This window comes from Streptomyces rhizosphaerihabitans, from assembly GCF_025399795.1.
In the GTDB taxonomy this organism is placed as follows: domain Bacteria; phylum Actinomycetota; class Actinomycetes; order Streptomycetales; family Streptomycetaceae; genus Streptomyces; species Streptomyces rhizosphaerihabitans.
The window spans coordinates 217470-230884 of record NZ_JAODTZ010000006.1; the positions used below are offsets into that span (position 1 = coordinate 217470).

Here is a 13415-nt window from a genome sequence, read left to right on the forward strand (position 1 = left end):
ACTGGTCCGCCACAGCAGCGAACAGATGCCAGGCTCATGACACTTCAAGGTCAAGTCAAGGGCGCCTCGCGGGCGGACGAACACCGATGCCGACGTCCCAAGTGGGCGTCGGCACCGGCATATTGAGCTTCTGTCAGGTAATCCCGCACGTTTTTCACGTCGCCCCGCGGGTCCAGGTCAGCCCGCGAGGTTGTCCGCCATCTCCTCGGACAGACACGACTCCGTCCCGGGGATCCCGAGGTCCTGCGCCCGCTTGTCGGCCATCGCCAGCAGCCGGCGGATACGGCCCGCGACGGCGTCCTTGGTCAGCGGCGGGTCGGCGAGGGCGCCCAGCTCCTCCAGGGAGGCCTGCTTGTGCTCCATGCGCAGCCGTCCGGCGGCGGCGAGATGCTCGGGCACCTCGTCCGCGAGGATCTCCAGGGCGCGCTGGACGCGGGCCCCGGCGGCGACGGCGGCGCGCGCCGAGCGGCGCAGATTGGCGTCGTCGAAGTTGGCGAGCCGGTTCGCCGTGGCGCGGACCTCGCGGCGCATCCGCCGCTCCTCCCAGGCCAGCACCGACTCGTGCGCGCCGAGACGGGTCAGCAGCGCGCCGATCGCGTCGCCGTCGCGAACGACCACCCGGTCCACTCCGCGCACCTCACGGGCCTTCGCCGCGATCGACAGCCGGCGGGCGGCGCCGACCAGCGCGAGCGCGGCCTCCGGTCCCGGGCAGGTCACCTCGAGAGACGAGGAACGGCCGGGCTCGGTGAGCGAGCCATGAGCCAGGAAGGCCCCTCGCCAGGCCGCCTCGGCGTCGCAGGTGGCCCCCGAGACCACCTGCGGCGGCAGCCCCCGGATCGGGCGGCCCCGCCCGTCCACGAGCCCGGTCTGGCGGGCCAGCTGATCACCGCCCGCGACGACGCGGACCACGTAGCGCGAGCCGCGGCGCAGCCCGCCGGGCGCCATCACGATCAGTTCGGAACTGTGGCCGAAAATCTCCAGAACGTCCCGCTTCAGGCGGCGCGCCGCCATGGCGGTGTCCAGCTCCGCCTCGATCACGATCCGGCCGCTCACCAGGTGAAGGCCGCCGGCGAACCGCAGAATCGCGGAGACCTCCGCCTTCCTGCAGCAGGTCCGGGTGACGGGGAGCCGGGAAATCTCATCCTTCACCGCTGCCGTCATCGCCATGGGCCGATCCTTCCATGCATCCGAAAAATACGGTCGTACGCGGCGGCCAACAGCTCCGGGTCGTGCCGCGGAGATCCGTCGGTCCGGGCCACCGGCGCCAGCTCGACCGCGGCACCGAACCGCTGGGCGGCGTCGGCGAGAGAGTCGCGGTCGGGCACGGCGGCCTCGTCGGCCAGCACCACGTCCAGGGCGAGTTTAGGGGCGTGTCGTCCCAAAACCTCCAAATGACGCTGCGGGGAGAAGCCTTCGGTTTCTCCGGGCTGCGGGGCGAGGTTCAGGGAGAGTACCCGGCGCGCCCTCGTCCGGCTGAGGGCGTCCAGGAGTTCGGGCACCAGAAGATGCGGGATCACCGACGAGAACCAGGAGCCGGGGCCGAGCACCACCCAGTCCGCGTCGAGGACCGCGGCCACGGCCTCGGGCACGGCCGGCGGATCGTGCGGTACGACGTGCACGGACTGGACCTCGCCGGGCGTGAGCGCCACATTCGCCTGGCCCCGGACCGTCTCGACCTCGTCGGGCCGGTCGGGGTCGTGCCCCTTGACCAGGGCCTGGAGCTCCAGGGGCACGGCGGACATGGGCAGCACCCGGCCGTGCGCGCCCAGCAGCCTGCCGACCAGGTCGAGAGCCTGGACATGGTCGCCGAGCTGCTCCCACAGGGCGACGATCAGCAGATTGCCGACCGCGTGTTCGTGCAGATCGCCCTTGGACTGGAAGCGGTGCTGGATCACGCGGGCCCAGGTCTGGCCCCAGGCGTCGTCGCCGCACAGCGCCGCCAGCGCCTTGCGCAGATCACCGGGCGGGAGGACACCCAGCTCGTCGCGCAGGCGGCCGCTGGAGCCGCCGTCGTCGGCCACGGTGACGACGGCGGTGAGGTCGCCGGTGATCCGGCGCAGCGCGGCGAGCGAGGCGGACAGCCCCCTGCCGCCGCCGAGGGCGACGACCTTGGGCTGGGAGCCGCGGCGGCGCGGCTTGGCGCCGCGCGCCACGACCGGCTGGTTGGCGCGGTCGCCGGGGATCTCCCGGCGCAGCCGGCTCAGCCGCAGGGCAGTACGTCCGGTCACTCGCGCCCCATGTCCCGATGCACGAGCACGGTCTCCACGCCCTGGGAGGCGAGGCGGGCAGCAAGCTTCTCGGCGGTCGCCACCGAGCGGTGCTTGCCGCCCGTACAGCCGACCGCGATGGTCACATAACGCTTGCCCTCGCGCCGGTATCCGGCGGCGATGAGCTGGAGCAGCTCGGCGTAGCGGTCGAGGAACTCCTTGGCGCCGGGCTGGTTGAAGACGTACGCCGAGACCTCTTCGTTCAGGCCGGTGAAGGGGCGCAGCTCGGGGACCCAGTGCGGGTTGGGCAGGAAGCGCATGTCCACGACCAGGTCGGCGTCGACCGGGAGGCCGTACTTGAAGCCGAAGGACATGACGGTGGCCCGCAGCTCGGGCTCCTCATCGCCCGCGAACTGGGCGTCCATCTTGGCGCGCAGCTCGTGCACGTTCAGGCTGGAGGTGTCGATGACCAGGTCGGCGTCGCCGCGCAGCTCGCGCAGCAGCTCGCGCTCGGCGTCGATCCCGTCCACGATGCGGCCGTCGCCCTGGAGGGGATGCGGTCGGCGCACGGACTCGAAGCGGCGCACCAGGGCCTCGTCGGAGGACTCCAGGAAGACGATCCGCCGGGTGACGCCCTTGGACTCCAGGTCGGCGAGGGATTCGCGGAGGTTGTCGAAGAACCGCCGGCCGCGTACGTCGACGACGACCGCGATCCGTGCCACATTGCCCTGGGAGCGGGCGCCGAGTTCCACCATGGTGGGGATCAGGGCGGGCGGCAGGTTGTCGACGACGAACCAGCCGAGGTCCTCCAGACACTTGGCGGCCGTGGACCGGCCGGCTCCGGACATACCGGAGATGATCACCAGCTCGGGAATGACGGCGTCCGGAACTCCCGTTCCTGCCGTCTCGATGCCCGTACCCACCTGTTCTCCGTCTTCCCGTGGTGCTTCCCGCTCCGTGCGGTCTTCGCTTGTTTCCGTGTGTTCGTCCTGGCCCTGCGCCGGACGTTCCTCTTCACGCGCGTCGTTCTCGGTCATGTCTCCTGCCCCCGTCGCTCGTCCGAGGCGCCCGCGGTCACGGGCTCCTCCGCGGGGCCCGCCGTCGTTTCGGGCGCCGCGTGTTCGTCGTCTTCCATGATCTCTCCGGTCGCCGTGTTCACGGCAGGTACGGCCGGAGCCGCCTCGGCGAGGGCCACGGCGATGGTCTCCGCCGTCTTTCGTCCTATACCGGGAACCTCGCAGATCTGGTCGATCGTCGCGGACCGGAGCTTCTTCACGGAACCGAAGTGTTTGATCAGTGCCTGCTTGCGCGACTCGCCCAGGCCCGGCACGTCGTCCAGGGGGCCCGCCCTGAAGCGCTTGGCCCGCTTGGCGCGCTGGTAGGTGATCGCGAAACGGTGGGCCTCGTCCCTGACCCGCTGGAGCAGATACAGGCCCTCGCTGGTGCGCGGCAGGACCACCGGGTCGTCCTCGTCCGGCAGCCACACCTCCTCCAGGCGCTTGGCGAGTCCGCATACGGCGATGTCGTCGATGCCCAGCTCGTCGAGGGCCCGCTGGGCGGCGGCGACCTGCGGCCGGCCACCGTCGACGACGACGAGCTGCGGGGGGTAGGCGAAGCGCTTGGGTCGGCCGTCGTCCTCGGAGAAGGCACTCACCGAGAGGGGGCTCTCGGGGAGAGTGGTCCCGGGGAGAGTGGTCTCGGGGTGAGGGACCCCTGGACGCGGGGTCCCGGAGGCGGGGGTCTCGGCGAGCGGGATCCTGGGAACAGCGGTCTCCGAGGCCTCCGCGGCGGTGTCCTCGCCGTCCGTCCACTCCCCCGTCTTCTCCTTCTCGACGAGATAGCGCTTGAAGCGTCGGGTGATCACCTCGTGCATGGAGCGGACGTCGTCCTGGCCGGCGAAGCCCTTGATCTGGAAGCGCCGGTACTCGCCCTTGCGCTGGAGCCCGTCCTCGAAGACGACCATCGAGGCCACCACGTCGTCGCCCTGGAGGTGCGAGATGTCGTAGCACTCGATCCGCAGCGGCGCGCTGTCCAGGTCGAGCGCCTCGGCGATCTCCTCCAGGGCCCGCGAGCGCGTGGTCAGGTCGGAGGCGCGCCTGGTCTTGTGAAGGGCGAGCGCCTGGAGCGCGTTGCGCTGCACGGTCTCCATGAGCGCCTTCTTGTCACCGCGCTGCGGGATGCGGAGCGACACGTTCGATCCGCGGCGCGCAGTGAGCCACTCCTGAACGGGCTCCACCGGCTCGGGCAGCGCCGGGACCAGCACTTCCTTGGGGACGGAGTCGCCCGTCTCCTCGCCGTAGAGCTGCTGGAGCGCGTGCTCGACGAGGTCACCCGTGGTGACCGCCTCCACCTTGTCCGTGATCCAGCCCCGCTGACCGCGCACGCGTCCGCCGCGCACATGGAAGATCTGTACCGCGGCTTCCAGCTCGTCCTCGGCGACGGCCATGAGGTCGGCGTCGGTCGCGTCGGCGAGGACGACCGCGCTCTTCTCCATGGCCTTCTTCAGGGCCTCGATGTCGTCACGCAGCCGGGCCGCGCGCTCGTACTCCATCTCCTCGGCCGCGTCCATCATCTGCTGTTCCTGCCGGCGGATGTACGTCCCCGTACGCCCCGCCATGAAGTCGCAGAACTCCTCGGCCAGGTCGCGGTGCTCCTCGGGCGAGACCCGGCCGACGCAGGGCGCGGAGCACTTGCCGATGTAACCGAGGAGGCAGGGCCGGCCGGTGCGGGAAGCGTTCTTGAAGACACCGGCGGAGCAGGTGCGGACCGGGAAGACGCGCAGCAGCAGGTCGACGGTGTCGCGGATGGCCCACGCGTGGCCGTAGGGACCGAAGTAACGCACGCCCTTCTTCTTGTGGCCGCGCATCACCTGCACGCGCGGGAACTCCTCGTTCATCGTCACGGCGAGGTAGGGGTAACTCTTGTCGTCGCGGTACTTGACGTTGAACCGGGGGTCGTACTCCTTGATCCAGGAGTACTCCAGCTGAAGGGCCTCGACCTCCGTGGACACGACCGTCCACTCCACCGACGCGGCCGTGGTGACCATGGTGCGGGTGCGCGGGTGGAGATTCGCCAGGTCCTGGAAGTAGCTCGCCAGGCGCTGGCGCAGGCTCTTCGCCTTTCCGACGTAGATCACCCGGCGGTGCTCGTCGCGGAATTTGTACACCCCGGGGGAGTCCGGGATCTGTCCCGGCTTGGGGCGGTAGCTGGAGGGGTCGGCCATGTCACACACCCTACTGGCGCGGGCCGACAGTGCGGTCGGCTCCCGGCCCGCCTGTGGACAGAACGCAAGGGACCACGCCGGTGCGGCTTCGGGAACATCGGCCGGTGGTGAAGGCGGCGATCGTCCCGGCCGCACGACGGTGATCGTCACGGCCCGCCGGGAGGCGGACTCCGCCCGGAACGCTCCGGCCCGGCTTCTCGACGGTTCCCTCGCAGGGTCAGCCGCGGCGTCGGCGCAGGGCCCGCGAGACGCTCAGGACGAGCGCGACGAGGGCGCCCACCCCGGCCGTCGCCGAGGCCACCACGACGAAGGGGTCGACCGGATCCGCACCACCGGTACGGGCACCTCCGCGCCTGGGTCCTCTGTCCCCGCCAGGGCCCCGGCCGTCCCCGTGCTCTCCGCGCTCCACCCGGGTTGCGCCGGACCCGGCCACCCGCGGTACGCCGGGTCCGGCCACCCGGAGTGCGTCGTGTCCGGCCATCCGGAGCCCGTCGTGTCCCGCAGCGGCGCCGAGGCGCGTGAACGCGGACCCCGGAAGTCCGCCCGCGTGCACGGACGTGCCCAAGTGGGCGGCCGCGCGCCCGACCGCCGCGGTCGCCGGGATGGCGCCCAGGGCGGCCAGAACCGCGGCGAGGGCGACGAATCGTCGTCTGTGGCGCATCGTGTTTGCTCCCGAGTGGGGGTCGAGGAGGGAAGGAGCGCGTCCGGGGGGCTGCGGTGAGCCATGTTGAGCATCAGGTGTTGTCGGGACTTGGTCAACACGCTTCAATGCGGGGGAACTCGGGGCGTGAACGGCGAAACCCGCCTGTGAACAGCCCCCGCGTGCCCAGCGGGCAGCGCCGACGAACCGCTCGAACGGCCTGACCAGCCGTAGTGAACATCCACAGAAAGGCCCCTGCATGCCGCACGGCACACAGCACGCGGACGTCGCCACGGCGGAACTGGAAACGGCCCTGCGGGGCGGCCCCTTCCATGTCGCTCTGCGCGCCGCGATCACCGCCCGCGGGCTGCCGCTGCAACGCGTCCAGCACCATCTGTCGCGGTACGGCGTCAAGGTCGGGGTGACGAGCCTGAGTTACTGGCAGCAAGGCGCCCGGCGCCCCCAACGCCCCGAGTCGCTGCGGGCCGTCCGCGCCCTGGAGGAGATACTCCAGCTGCCCGACGAGTCCCTGATCAGGCTGCTGGCCGAGGCCGAGGAGCGCTCGGATCCGGAGCGCCCCACGGGGCGTTCCTACCGCTCCCTGGTGGAGGCCTCCGGTGTCCTGGAAAGGCTGCTGGCCGAACTGGAGTCCCCGCTCGACGGCGGACTGCACACGATCGGCCATCACGAACAGGTCCGCATCGGCGCCCATCGTGAACTGCTGGGCCGCGAATCGCACCACATAGTGCGCGCCCACAAGGACGGCGTGGACCGCTATGTGGCCATCCACCACGGCGACCCCGGGTGCGCACCGGAGCGGACGGCGGTCCGGGCTCTGGAGAACTGCCGTACGGGCCGGGTGCGCTGGCACCGCGACACCGGCGTGCTCGTCGCCGAACTGCTCTTCGACACCCGACTGCGGGCAGGCGATACGTTCCTCTTCCGCTATGCGTTCGAGGACGGCACCGCCGGGGCGTCGAGCGAGTACGTCCGCGGGTTCGGCTTCGCGGGCGGACAGTACGCGCTCCAGGTGCACTTCACCGAGAACGCGCTGCCCGTGCGCTGCCACCGCTTCACCCAGCACTCGGCGGCCGCGCCGCGCAGTGGCCGCCAGGAACTGACGCTGAGCGGCCACCACCGCTCGGTGCATCTGGTCGAGCCGCGTGTGCGGTCGGGGATCGTGGGGATCGGATGGGACTGGGAGTGACCGCACGCACGGGTGCGGTCCCCGGGCCGGTCCGGCCCGCACTCGGACTTGACGCACCCGGCCCGCACCTGAGCTCAGGCACCCGGCCCGGCGACGATCTTCCCGTTCCTCTCCTCGACGGACAGCTCGTGGAGCGGCACGGTGGCCGGTGCCCGCAGCACCTTGCCCGTCGAGGCCTCGAACTCGCTGCCGTGACACGGGCACACGAGCGTCGTGCCCTCCAGCTTGTTGATGGCGCACCCGGCATGGGTGCAGATCGAGCTGAACGCCTTGAGCGAACCGTTCTCGGCACGGCTGACCACGACGTTCTGGTCCTGGTACAGCTGAGCACCACCCTTGGCGACCTCGCTGTCCGCGCCCAGCACGACGGGAGCGGTCGGTGTCGCGGGGGTTCCGCCGCCACTGCCACCGGAACACGCGGCGAGGCCGAGTCCGGCGACCGGGGTGAGCGCCGCTCCCCGCAGGACGGTACGACGGCTCGCGGACGGACGGCCGGACATGGCATCTCCACTGGTCGAGGGTGCTGGCGGACGCTCCGCCGAGCGCGACGAGGGGGCCGAACACGGCAAAGGGTGTCGCGCACCGACGATACCGGCACAGATCGTTCCGCCCGATGCGGGGCGGGCCGACGCGAGGAGACCCGTAAACGCCTGACGTAAACGCATGCGTAAGCGTTTACGTCAAGCGCCGACTGGGGTACGTTCGCCCTCGGACGACCGGGTTCCGTTCGCGGGCCGGCACCCATGTTTTGTTCACGGACCAGCGCCCAGGTTCCGTTCGCGGGCCGGCACCCCGTTTTGTTCTCGGGCGAGCGCCCAGATTTTGCTCACGGGCGGGCACCACGGTTCCAGGGGAGGGGAGCGCCATGGCGACGATGGTCGATGTGGCCCGGCGGGCGGGCGTGTCCATCGCGACCGTCTCGCACGTCCTCAACAACACCCGTCCGGTCCTGCCCGGGACACGCCAGGCCGTTCTCGACGCGATCGACGAACTGGGCTACACGCCCAACACCCTCGCCCGTTCGCTCGTCACCTCACGTACGCGGTCCATCGGGCTCGCGGTGTCGGCGATCAGCAACCCGTACTTCACGGAGATCCTCCAGGGCGTCGAGGCCGGAGCCCTGGAACACGGCTACGGCCTGCTGCTCGCCGATCCGCACGACGACCCCGAGCACGAGCGCAAAGTCGTCCAACTGCTGCACGAACGACGGGTGGACGGAATGATCATCGCGCCGTCGGCGACCCCGGACGCCCTCCTGCGCCACCTCGGGCAGCACGGCGTACCCACCGTCTTCCTGGACCGGCTCGTGGACCCTCCCGCCGGGAGCGGTTTCCGCCACGACCAGGTCTGCGCCGAGAGCACCGGCCCCATGGCGAGCCTGGTCGCGCACCTCGCCGAGCGAGGACACCGGCGTATCGGACTGGTCGCGGGACTGCCCGGACTCAGCACCACGGCCGAGCGGATCACCGGCTACCGGCACGGCCTCGCGCACGCCGGACTCCCCTACGACGAACGGCTCGTGGCGCACGGCCACTCCCGCACGGAGACGGCCGAGGAGGCCACCCACCGGCTGTTGTCCCTCGGGGCGCCGCCCGGCGCGCTCGTCACCGCCAACAACGCCATGACCATCGGGGTGCTGCGGGCCCTGCGCGAACGGGGTCTGTCCGTGCCCGACGACATCGCGCTCTGCTGCTTCGACGACTTCTCCTGGGCGGACCTGTTCACGCCCCGGCTCACCGTGATCGCCCAGCCCAGCAAGGAGCTCGGTGCCACGGCCGTCCGGCTGCTCCTGGAACGGCTGGCGTCGCCGCACCTGGAGAGCCGCACCGTCCGGCTTCCCTCCGCCTTCGTCCACCGCACCTCGTGCGGCTGCCCCGAGAGCGCCGTACACCCCGAAACCCTTGGGACACCGAGGAAAGGACCCGAGTCGTGATCGTCGTCGCCGGTGAGGCCCTGATCGATCTGGTGCCGCAGGACGCGGGCGCGCTGGCGGGCCTGCTGCCTCGTCTCGGCGGCGGGCCCTACAACACGGCGGTGGCACTCGGCCGCCTCGGCTCCCCCACCGCCTTCTGCTCCCGCGTCTCACGCGACGCGTTCGGCGAGGCCCTCCTGGCCGGACTGGGCGACGCGGGCGTCGACGTGTCGTCCGTGCAGCGCGGCGGCGAACCGACGGCCCTGGCCGTCGCCACGATCGGCGCGGACGGCTCGGCCGCGTACTCCTTCTACGTCGAGGGCACGGCGGACCGCCTCTTCGCGGCCCCGGACCGACTCCCCGACGCGGCGCGGGCGGTGTCCTTCGGTACCTGTTCACTCGTTCTGGAACCGGGCGCGAGCGCGTACGAGGAGCTGATGCGGACCGCCGCCGCGCAGGGCGTGTTCACGGCCCTCGACCCGAACATCCGCGCCGGCCTGATCCCCGACCCGGACGCCTACCGCGCCCGGTTCAGGAGCTGGCTGCCGTCGGTGTCCCTGCTCAAGCTGTCCGAGGAGGACGCCCGGTGGCTCGACGGCACACCGCGCGAGTGGCTGGCCGCCGGCCCCGCTGCCGTGGTGATCACCCAGGGCGGCGACGGTCTCACCGCGTTCACCCGGGACGGTTCGGTCCATTCCGTGCCCGGCGAACCCGTCGACGTCGTGGACACCATCGGCGCCGGCGACACCGTGAACGCGGCCCTGCTGCACGGCCTGGCCGCCCAAAATGCCCTGTCCCCGGCCGCACTTGCGGAGCTGGACCCCCAGGGCTGGACCGAACTCCTGCGCTTCGCGGCCCGCGCGGCGGCCATCACCTGCTCCCGCGCCGGAGCCGAGCCACCGTACGCCCGCGAACTCGGCGACCTGTAGGAACGCCCCGGCCGTCACCCGCCGTCCTCGAACCGTGATGGCGGGCGGCCGACTTCACACCACACGGCACCCCGCGGGGAGTTCCCGCGGGGTGCCGTGTGGTGGTGAGTTGCCGGACCGGCGCTTCGGTACGGCCGGTTCAGGCCTTGCGAGCCCGCGTGGTCTTCTTCACGGGGGTCGCCTTCGTGGCGGTCTTCTTCGCCACGGCCGCCTTCTTGGTGGCCGTGCTGTTGACGGTCTTCGTGGTCGTCTTCTTCGCCGTCGTCCCGGCCGCGACCGTCTTCTTGGCCGCGGTCCTGCGAGGGGCCTTCACGGGAACGGCGTCGCTGATCCGGTCGGCGCCGAGGATCTCCCGCAGGAACTTGCCGGTGTGGCTGGCGGGGACACCGGCGACCTCTTCGGGCGTGCCCTCGGCAATCACGAGACCGCCGCCGTTGCCCCCCTCGGGGCCCATGTCGATGACCCAGTCCGCGGTCTTGATGACATCGAGGTTGTGCTCGATGACGATGACCGTGTTGCCCTTGTCGACCAGACCGGACAGCACCGTGATGAGCTTGCTGATGTCCTCGAAGTGCAGACCGGTGGTCGGCTCGTCGAGTACGTACACGGTGCGGCCGGTGGAGCGCTTCTGGAGCTCGCTGGCGAGCTTGACCCGCTGCGCCTCACCGCCGGACAGCGTCGGCGCGGACTGGCCGAGCCTGACGTAGCCGAGGCCGACGTCGTTGAGCGTCCTGAGGTGGCGGGCGATCGCCGGCACCGCCTCGAAGAAGCCGAGCGCCTCCTCGATCGGCATGTCCAGGACCTCGGAGATGGACTTGCCCTTGTAGTGGACCTCCAGGGTCTCCCGGTTGTAGCGCGCCCCGTGGCAGACCTCGCAGGGGACGTACACGTCCGGCAGGAAGTTCATCTCGATCTTGATGGTGCCGTCGCCGGAGCAGTTCTCGCAGCGGCCGCCCTTGACGTTGAAGGAGAAGCGGCCCGGCAGATAGCCCCGCACCTTCGCCTCGGTGGTCTCGGCGAACAGCCTGCGGACATGGTCGAAGACTCCGGTGTACGTCGCCGGGTTGGAGCGGGGCGTACGGCCGATGGGCGACTGGTCGACGTGCACGACCTTGTCGACGAGGTCGTCGCCGTCCACGCGGGTGTGCCGCCCCGGTACGTTCCTCGCGCCGTTCAGCTCACGGGCCAGGTGCGTGTACAGGATGTCGTTGACCAGCGTCGACTTGCCGGAGCCCGACACACCGGTGACGGCCGTGAGGACGCCCAGCGGGAAGGACACGTCGATGTCCTGGAGGTTGTTCTCGCGGGCGCCGTGCACCGTGAGCCTGCGGCCGGGGTCGGCGGGGCGGCGGATGTCCGGGGTCGGGATCTGCCTCTTGCGCGACAGGTACTGGCCGGTGATCGACTCGGCGTTGTCGAGGAGTTCCTTCAAGGGTCCGCTGTGCACGACCTTGCCGCCGTGCTCGCCCGCGCCGGGGCCGATGTCCACGACCCAGTCGGCGACCTTGATGGTGTCCTCGTCGTGCTCGACGACGATGAGCGTGTTGCCCATGTCACGGAGTCGGACCAGGGTCTCGATCAGCCGGTGGTTGTCACGCTGGTGCAGCCCGATGGAGGGCTCGTCGAGGACGTACAGGACGCCGACGAGTCCGGAGCCGATCTGCGTGGCCAGGCGGATGCGCTGGGCCTCGCCGCCGGACAGGGTGCCGGCCGCGCGGTTCAGCGACAGGTAGTCGAGGCCGACGTCGACCAGGAAGCGCAGGCGTTCGTTGACCTCCTTCAGGACGCGCTCGGCGATCTTCTTGTCGCGCGCGTTGAGCTTCATCGCCCCCAGGAAGTCCGCGCAGTCGCTGATGGACATGGCGGCGACCTCGGCGATCGACTTCTCCATGACGGTGACCGCGAGGACGAGCGGCTTGAGGCGCGTGCCCTGACAGGTGGGGCAGGGCACCTCGCGCATGTAGCCCTCGAAGCGCTCACGGCTGGCGTCGCTCTCGGACTCGCCGTGCCGCCTCTTGACGAAGGGGACGGCTCCTTCGAAGGGCGTGGTGTACACGCGCTCGCGTCCGTACCGGTTGCGGTAGCGGACCTCGATCTGCGTCTTGTGGCCGTAGAGCAGGGCCTTCTTGGCGCGCTGCGGCAGACCGGCGAAGGGGATGTCGGTCCGGAAGCCCAACGCGTCCGCGAGGGCGCTGATCAGCCGGCCGAAGTAGTCCTTGGTGTGCCCGTGCGACCACGCGTGGATGGCGCCCTCGTCGAGGGACTTCTCCTCGTCCGGGACGATCAGCTCGGGGTCGACCTCCATGCGCGTGCCGATACCGGTGCACTCGGGGCAGGCGCCGAAGGGCGAGTTGAAGGAGAAGGAGCGGGGCTCCAGCTCCTCGAAGGAGAGGTCGTCGTACGGGCAGTACAGGTGCTCCGAGTACATGCGCTCGCGCTCGGGGTCGTCCTCGGGGAGGTCGACGAAGTCGAGCACGACCATGCCGCCGGAGAGGCCGAGGGCGGTCTCCACGGAGTCGGTGAGGCGGCGCTTGGCGGAGTCCTTCACCGTGAGGCGGTCGATGACCACCTCGATGGTGTGCTTCTCCTGCTTCTTCAGCGTCGGCGGCTCGGTGAGCTGGATCGTCTCGCCGTCGACCCGGGCACGGCTGTACCCCTTGGTCTGGAGATCGGCGAAGAGGTCGACGAACTCACCCTTGCGCTCGCGCACCAGCGGCGACAGGACCTGGAAGCGGCTCCCCTCCGACAGCTCCAGGACCTTGTCGACGATGGCCTGCGGCGACTGTCGGGAGATGGGCCGGCGGCACTCGGGACAGTGCGGCTTGCCGATGCGCGCGAAGAGCAGCCGGAGGTAGTCGTATACCTCGGTGATGGTGCCGACCGTCGAGCGCGGGTTGCGCGAGGTCGACTTCTGGTCGATGGACACGGCCGGGGAGAGACCTTCGATGAAGTCCACGTCCGGCTTGTCCATCTGGCCGAGGAACTGCCGGGCGTACGAGGACAGGGACTCCACGTAGCGCCGCTGGCCCTCGGCGAAGATCGTGTCGAAGGCGAGGGAGGACTTGCCCGACCCCGACAGGCCCGTGAAGACGATGAGCGAGTCGCGCGGGAGGTCGAGCGAGACATTCTTCAGGTTGTGCTCGCGCGCTCCACGGACGATGAGACGGTCGGCCACGCCGGTCCGCACCTTTCTTGAGAGAAGTGACAGGGGCCGCAGGCCCCCGTCTTCTCAGACTAGGGGGAGCCACTGACAGCGCCGGTTGCTTTCCACGGTTCACAACAATCCCGGGCCATCCA

Annotated in this window: 10 protein-coding genes; 3 read left to right on the forward strand and 7 right to left on the reverse strand. The window is 70.6% G+C overall.

Translation table 11 applies throughout. From position 1 onward, the window contains the following. Positions 1 to 177 precede the first annotated feature (177 nt). The 5 genes from whiA to N4G66_RS08635 form a co-directional block, all read right to left on the reverse strand. Positions 178 to 1167, reverse strand: a complete 990-nt coding sequence (gene whiA, locus N4G66_RS08615; RefSeq protein WP_261703390.1) for a DNA-binding protein WhiA — start codon at positions 1165 to 1167, stop codon at positions 178 to 180. Then, entirely contained in the window at positions 1158 to 2228 is a 1071-nt protein-coding gene (locus tag N4G66_RS08620) for a gluconeogenesis factor YvcK family protein (protein WP_261703391.1), read from the reverse strand. The genes whiA and N4G66_RS08620 overlap by 10 nt, the downstream gene beginning before the upstream one ends. After that, entirely contained in the window at positions 2225 to 3244 is a 1020-nt protein-coding gene (gene rapZ / locus N4G66_RS08625) for an RNase adapter RapZ (RefSeq protein WP_261703392.1), read from the reverse strand. Before rapZ ends, N4G66_RS08620 begins: the two co-directional genes overlap by 4 nt. Then, positions 3241 to 5430 (reverse strand): excinuclease ABC subunit UvrC, encoded by a 2190-nt coding sequence (gene uvrC / locus N4G66_RS08630; protein WP_261703393.1) that lies wholly within the window; start codon positions 5428 to 5430, stop codon positions 3241 to 3243. Before uvrC ends, rapZ begins: the two co-directional genes overlap by 4 nt. A 217-nt stretch (positions 5431 to 5647) precedes the next feature. Further along, the gene (locus N4G66_RS08635; RefSeq protein ID WP_261703394.1) at positions 5648 to 6091 is read right to left on the reverse strand and encodes a hypothetical protein; all 444 of its coding nucleotides are present in this window, start codon (positions 6089 to 6091) and stop codon (positions 5648 to 5650) included. Positions 6092 to 6329: 238 nt separating this feature from the next. On the opposite strand from N4G66_RS08635, the gene N4G66_RS08640 reads away from it, so the two are divergent. Then, complete coding sequence (locus N4G66_RS08640; protein WP_261703395.1) at positions 6330 to 7277, forward strand: hypothetical protein; 948 nt, start codon at positions 6330 to 6332, stop codon at positions 7275 to 7277. Positions 7278 to 7351: 74 nt separating this feature from the next. On the opposite strand, the gene N4G66_RS08645 is transcribed toward N4G66_RS08640, so the two are convergent. After that, complete coding sequence (locus N4G66_RS08645) at positions 7352 to 7777, reverse strand: Rieske (2Fe-2S) protein (RefSeq protein WP_261703396.1); 426 nt, start codon at positions 7775 to 7777, stop codon at positions 7352 to 7354. A gap of 365 nt (positions 7778 to 8142) precedes the next feature. On the opposite strand from N4G66_RS08645, the gene N4G66_RS08650 reads away from it, so the two are divergent. Both N4G66_RS08650 and N4G66_RS08655 read left to right on the forward strand, forming a co-directional pair. After that, positions 8143 to 9210 (forward strand): LacI family DNA-binding transcriptional regulator, encoded by a 1068-nt coding sequence (locus tag N4G66_RS08650; RefSeq protein WP_261703397.1) that lies wholly within the window; start codon positions 8143 to 8145, stop codon positions 9208 to 9210. After that, positions 9207 to 10118 (forward strand): carbohydrate kinase family protein, encoded by a 912-nt coding sequence (locus tag N4G66_RS08655; RefSeq protein WP_261703398.1) that lies wholly within the window; start codon positions 9207 to 9209, stop codon positions 10116 to 10118. Before N4G66_RS08650 ends, N4G66_RS08655 begins: the two co-directional genes overlap by 4 nt. A 139-nt stretch (positions 10119 to 10257) precedes the next feature. Here the strand turns inward: N4G66_RS08655 and uvrA are convergent, their stop codons facing one another. Next, positions 10258 to 13293 (reverse strand): excinuclease ABC subunit UvrA, encoded by a 3036-nt coding sequence (gene uvrA / locus N4G66_RS08660; protein ID WP_261703399.1) that lies wholly within the window; start codon positions 13291 to 13293, stop codon positions 10258 to 10260. Between the last annotated feature and the right edge of the window lie 122 nt (positions 13294 to 13415).

What these genes read in the sequence shown, in the direction of transcription:
- whiA (WP_261703390.1), bottom strand. Translation starts at nt 1,167, where the DNA reads ATGGCGATGACGGCAGCGGTGAAGGATGAGATTTCCCGGCTCCCCGTC.
- rapZ (WP_261703392.1), bottom strand. Translation starts at nt 3,244, where the DNA reads ATGACCGAGAACGACGCGCGTGAAGAGGAACGTCCGGCGCAGGGCCAG.
- uvrC (WP_261703393.1), bottom strand. Translation starts at nt 5,430, where the DNA reads ATGGCCGACCCCTCCAGCTACCGCCCCAAGCCGGGACAGATCCCGGAC.
- N4G66_RS08635 (WP_261703394.1), bottom strand. Translation starts at nt 6,091, where the DNA reads ATGCGCCACAGACGACGATTCGTCGCCCTCGCCGCGGTTCTGGCCGCC.
- N4G66_RS08640 (WP_261703395.1), top strand. Translation starts at nt 6,330, where the DNA reads ATGCCGCACGGCACACAGCACGCGGACGTCGCCACGGCGGAACTGGAA.
- N4G66_RS08645 (WP_261703396.1), bottom strand. Translation starts at nt 7,777, where the DNA reads ATGTCCGGCCGTCCGTCCGCGAGCCGTCGTACCGTCCTGCGGGGAGCG.
- N4G66_RS08650 (WP_261703397.1), top strand. Translation starts at nt 8,143, where the DNA reads ATGGCGACGATGGTCGATGTGGCCCGGCGGGCGGGCGTGTCCATCGCG.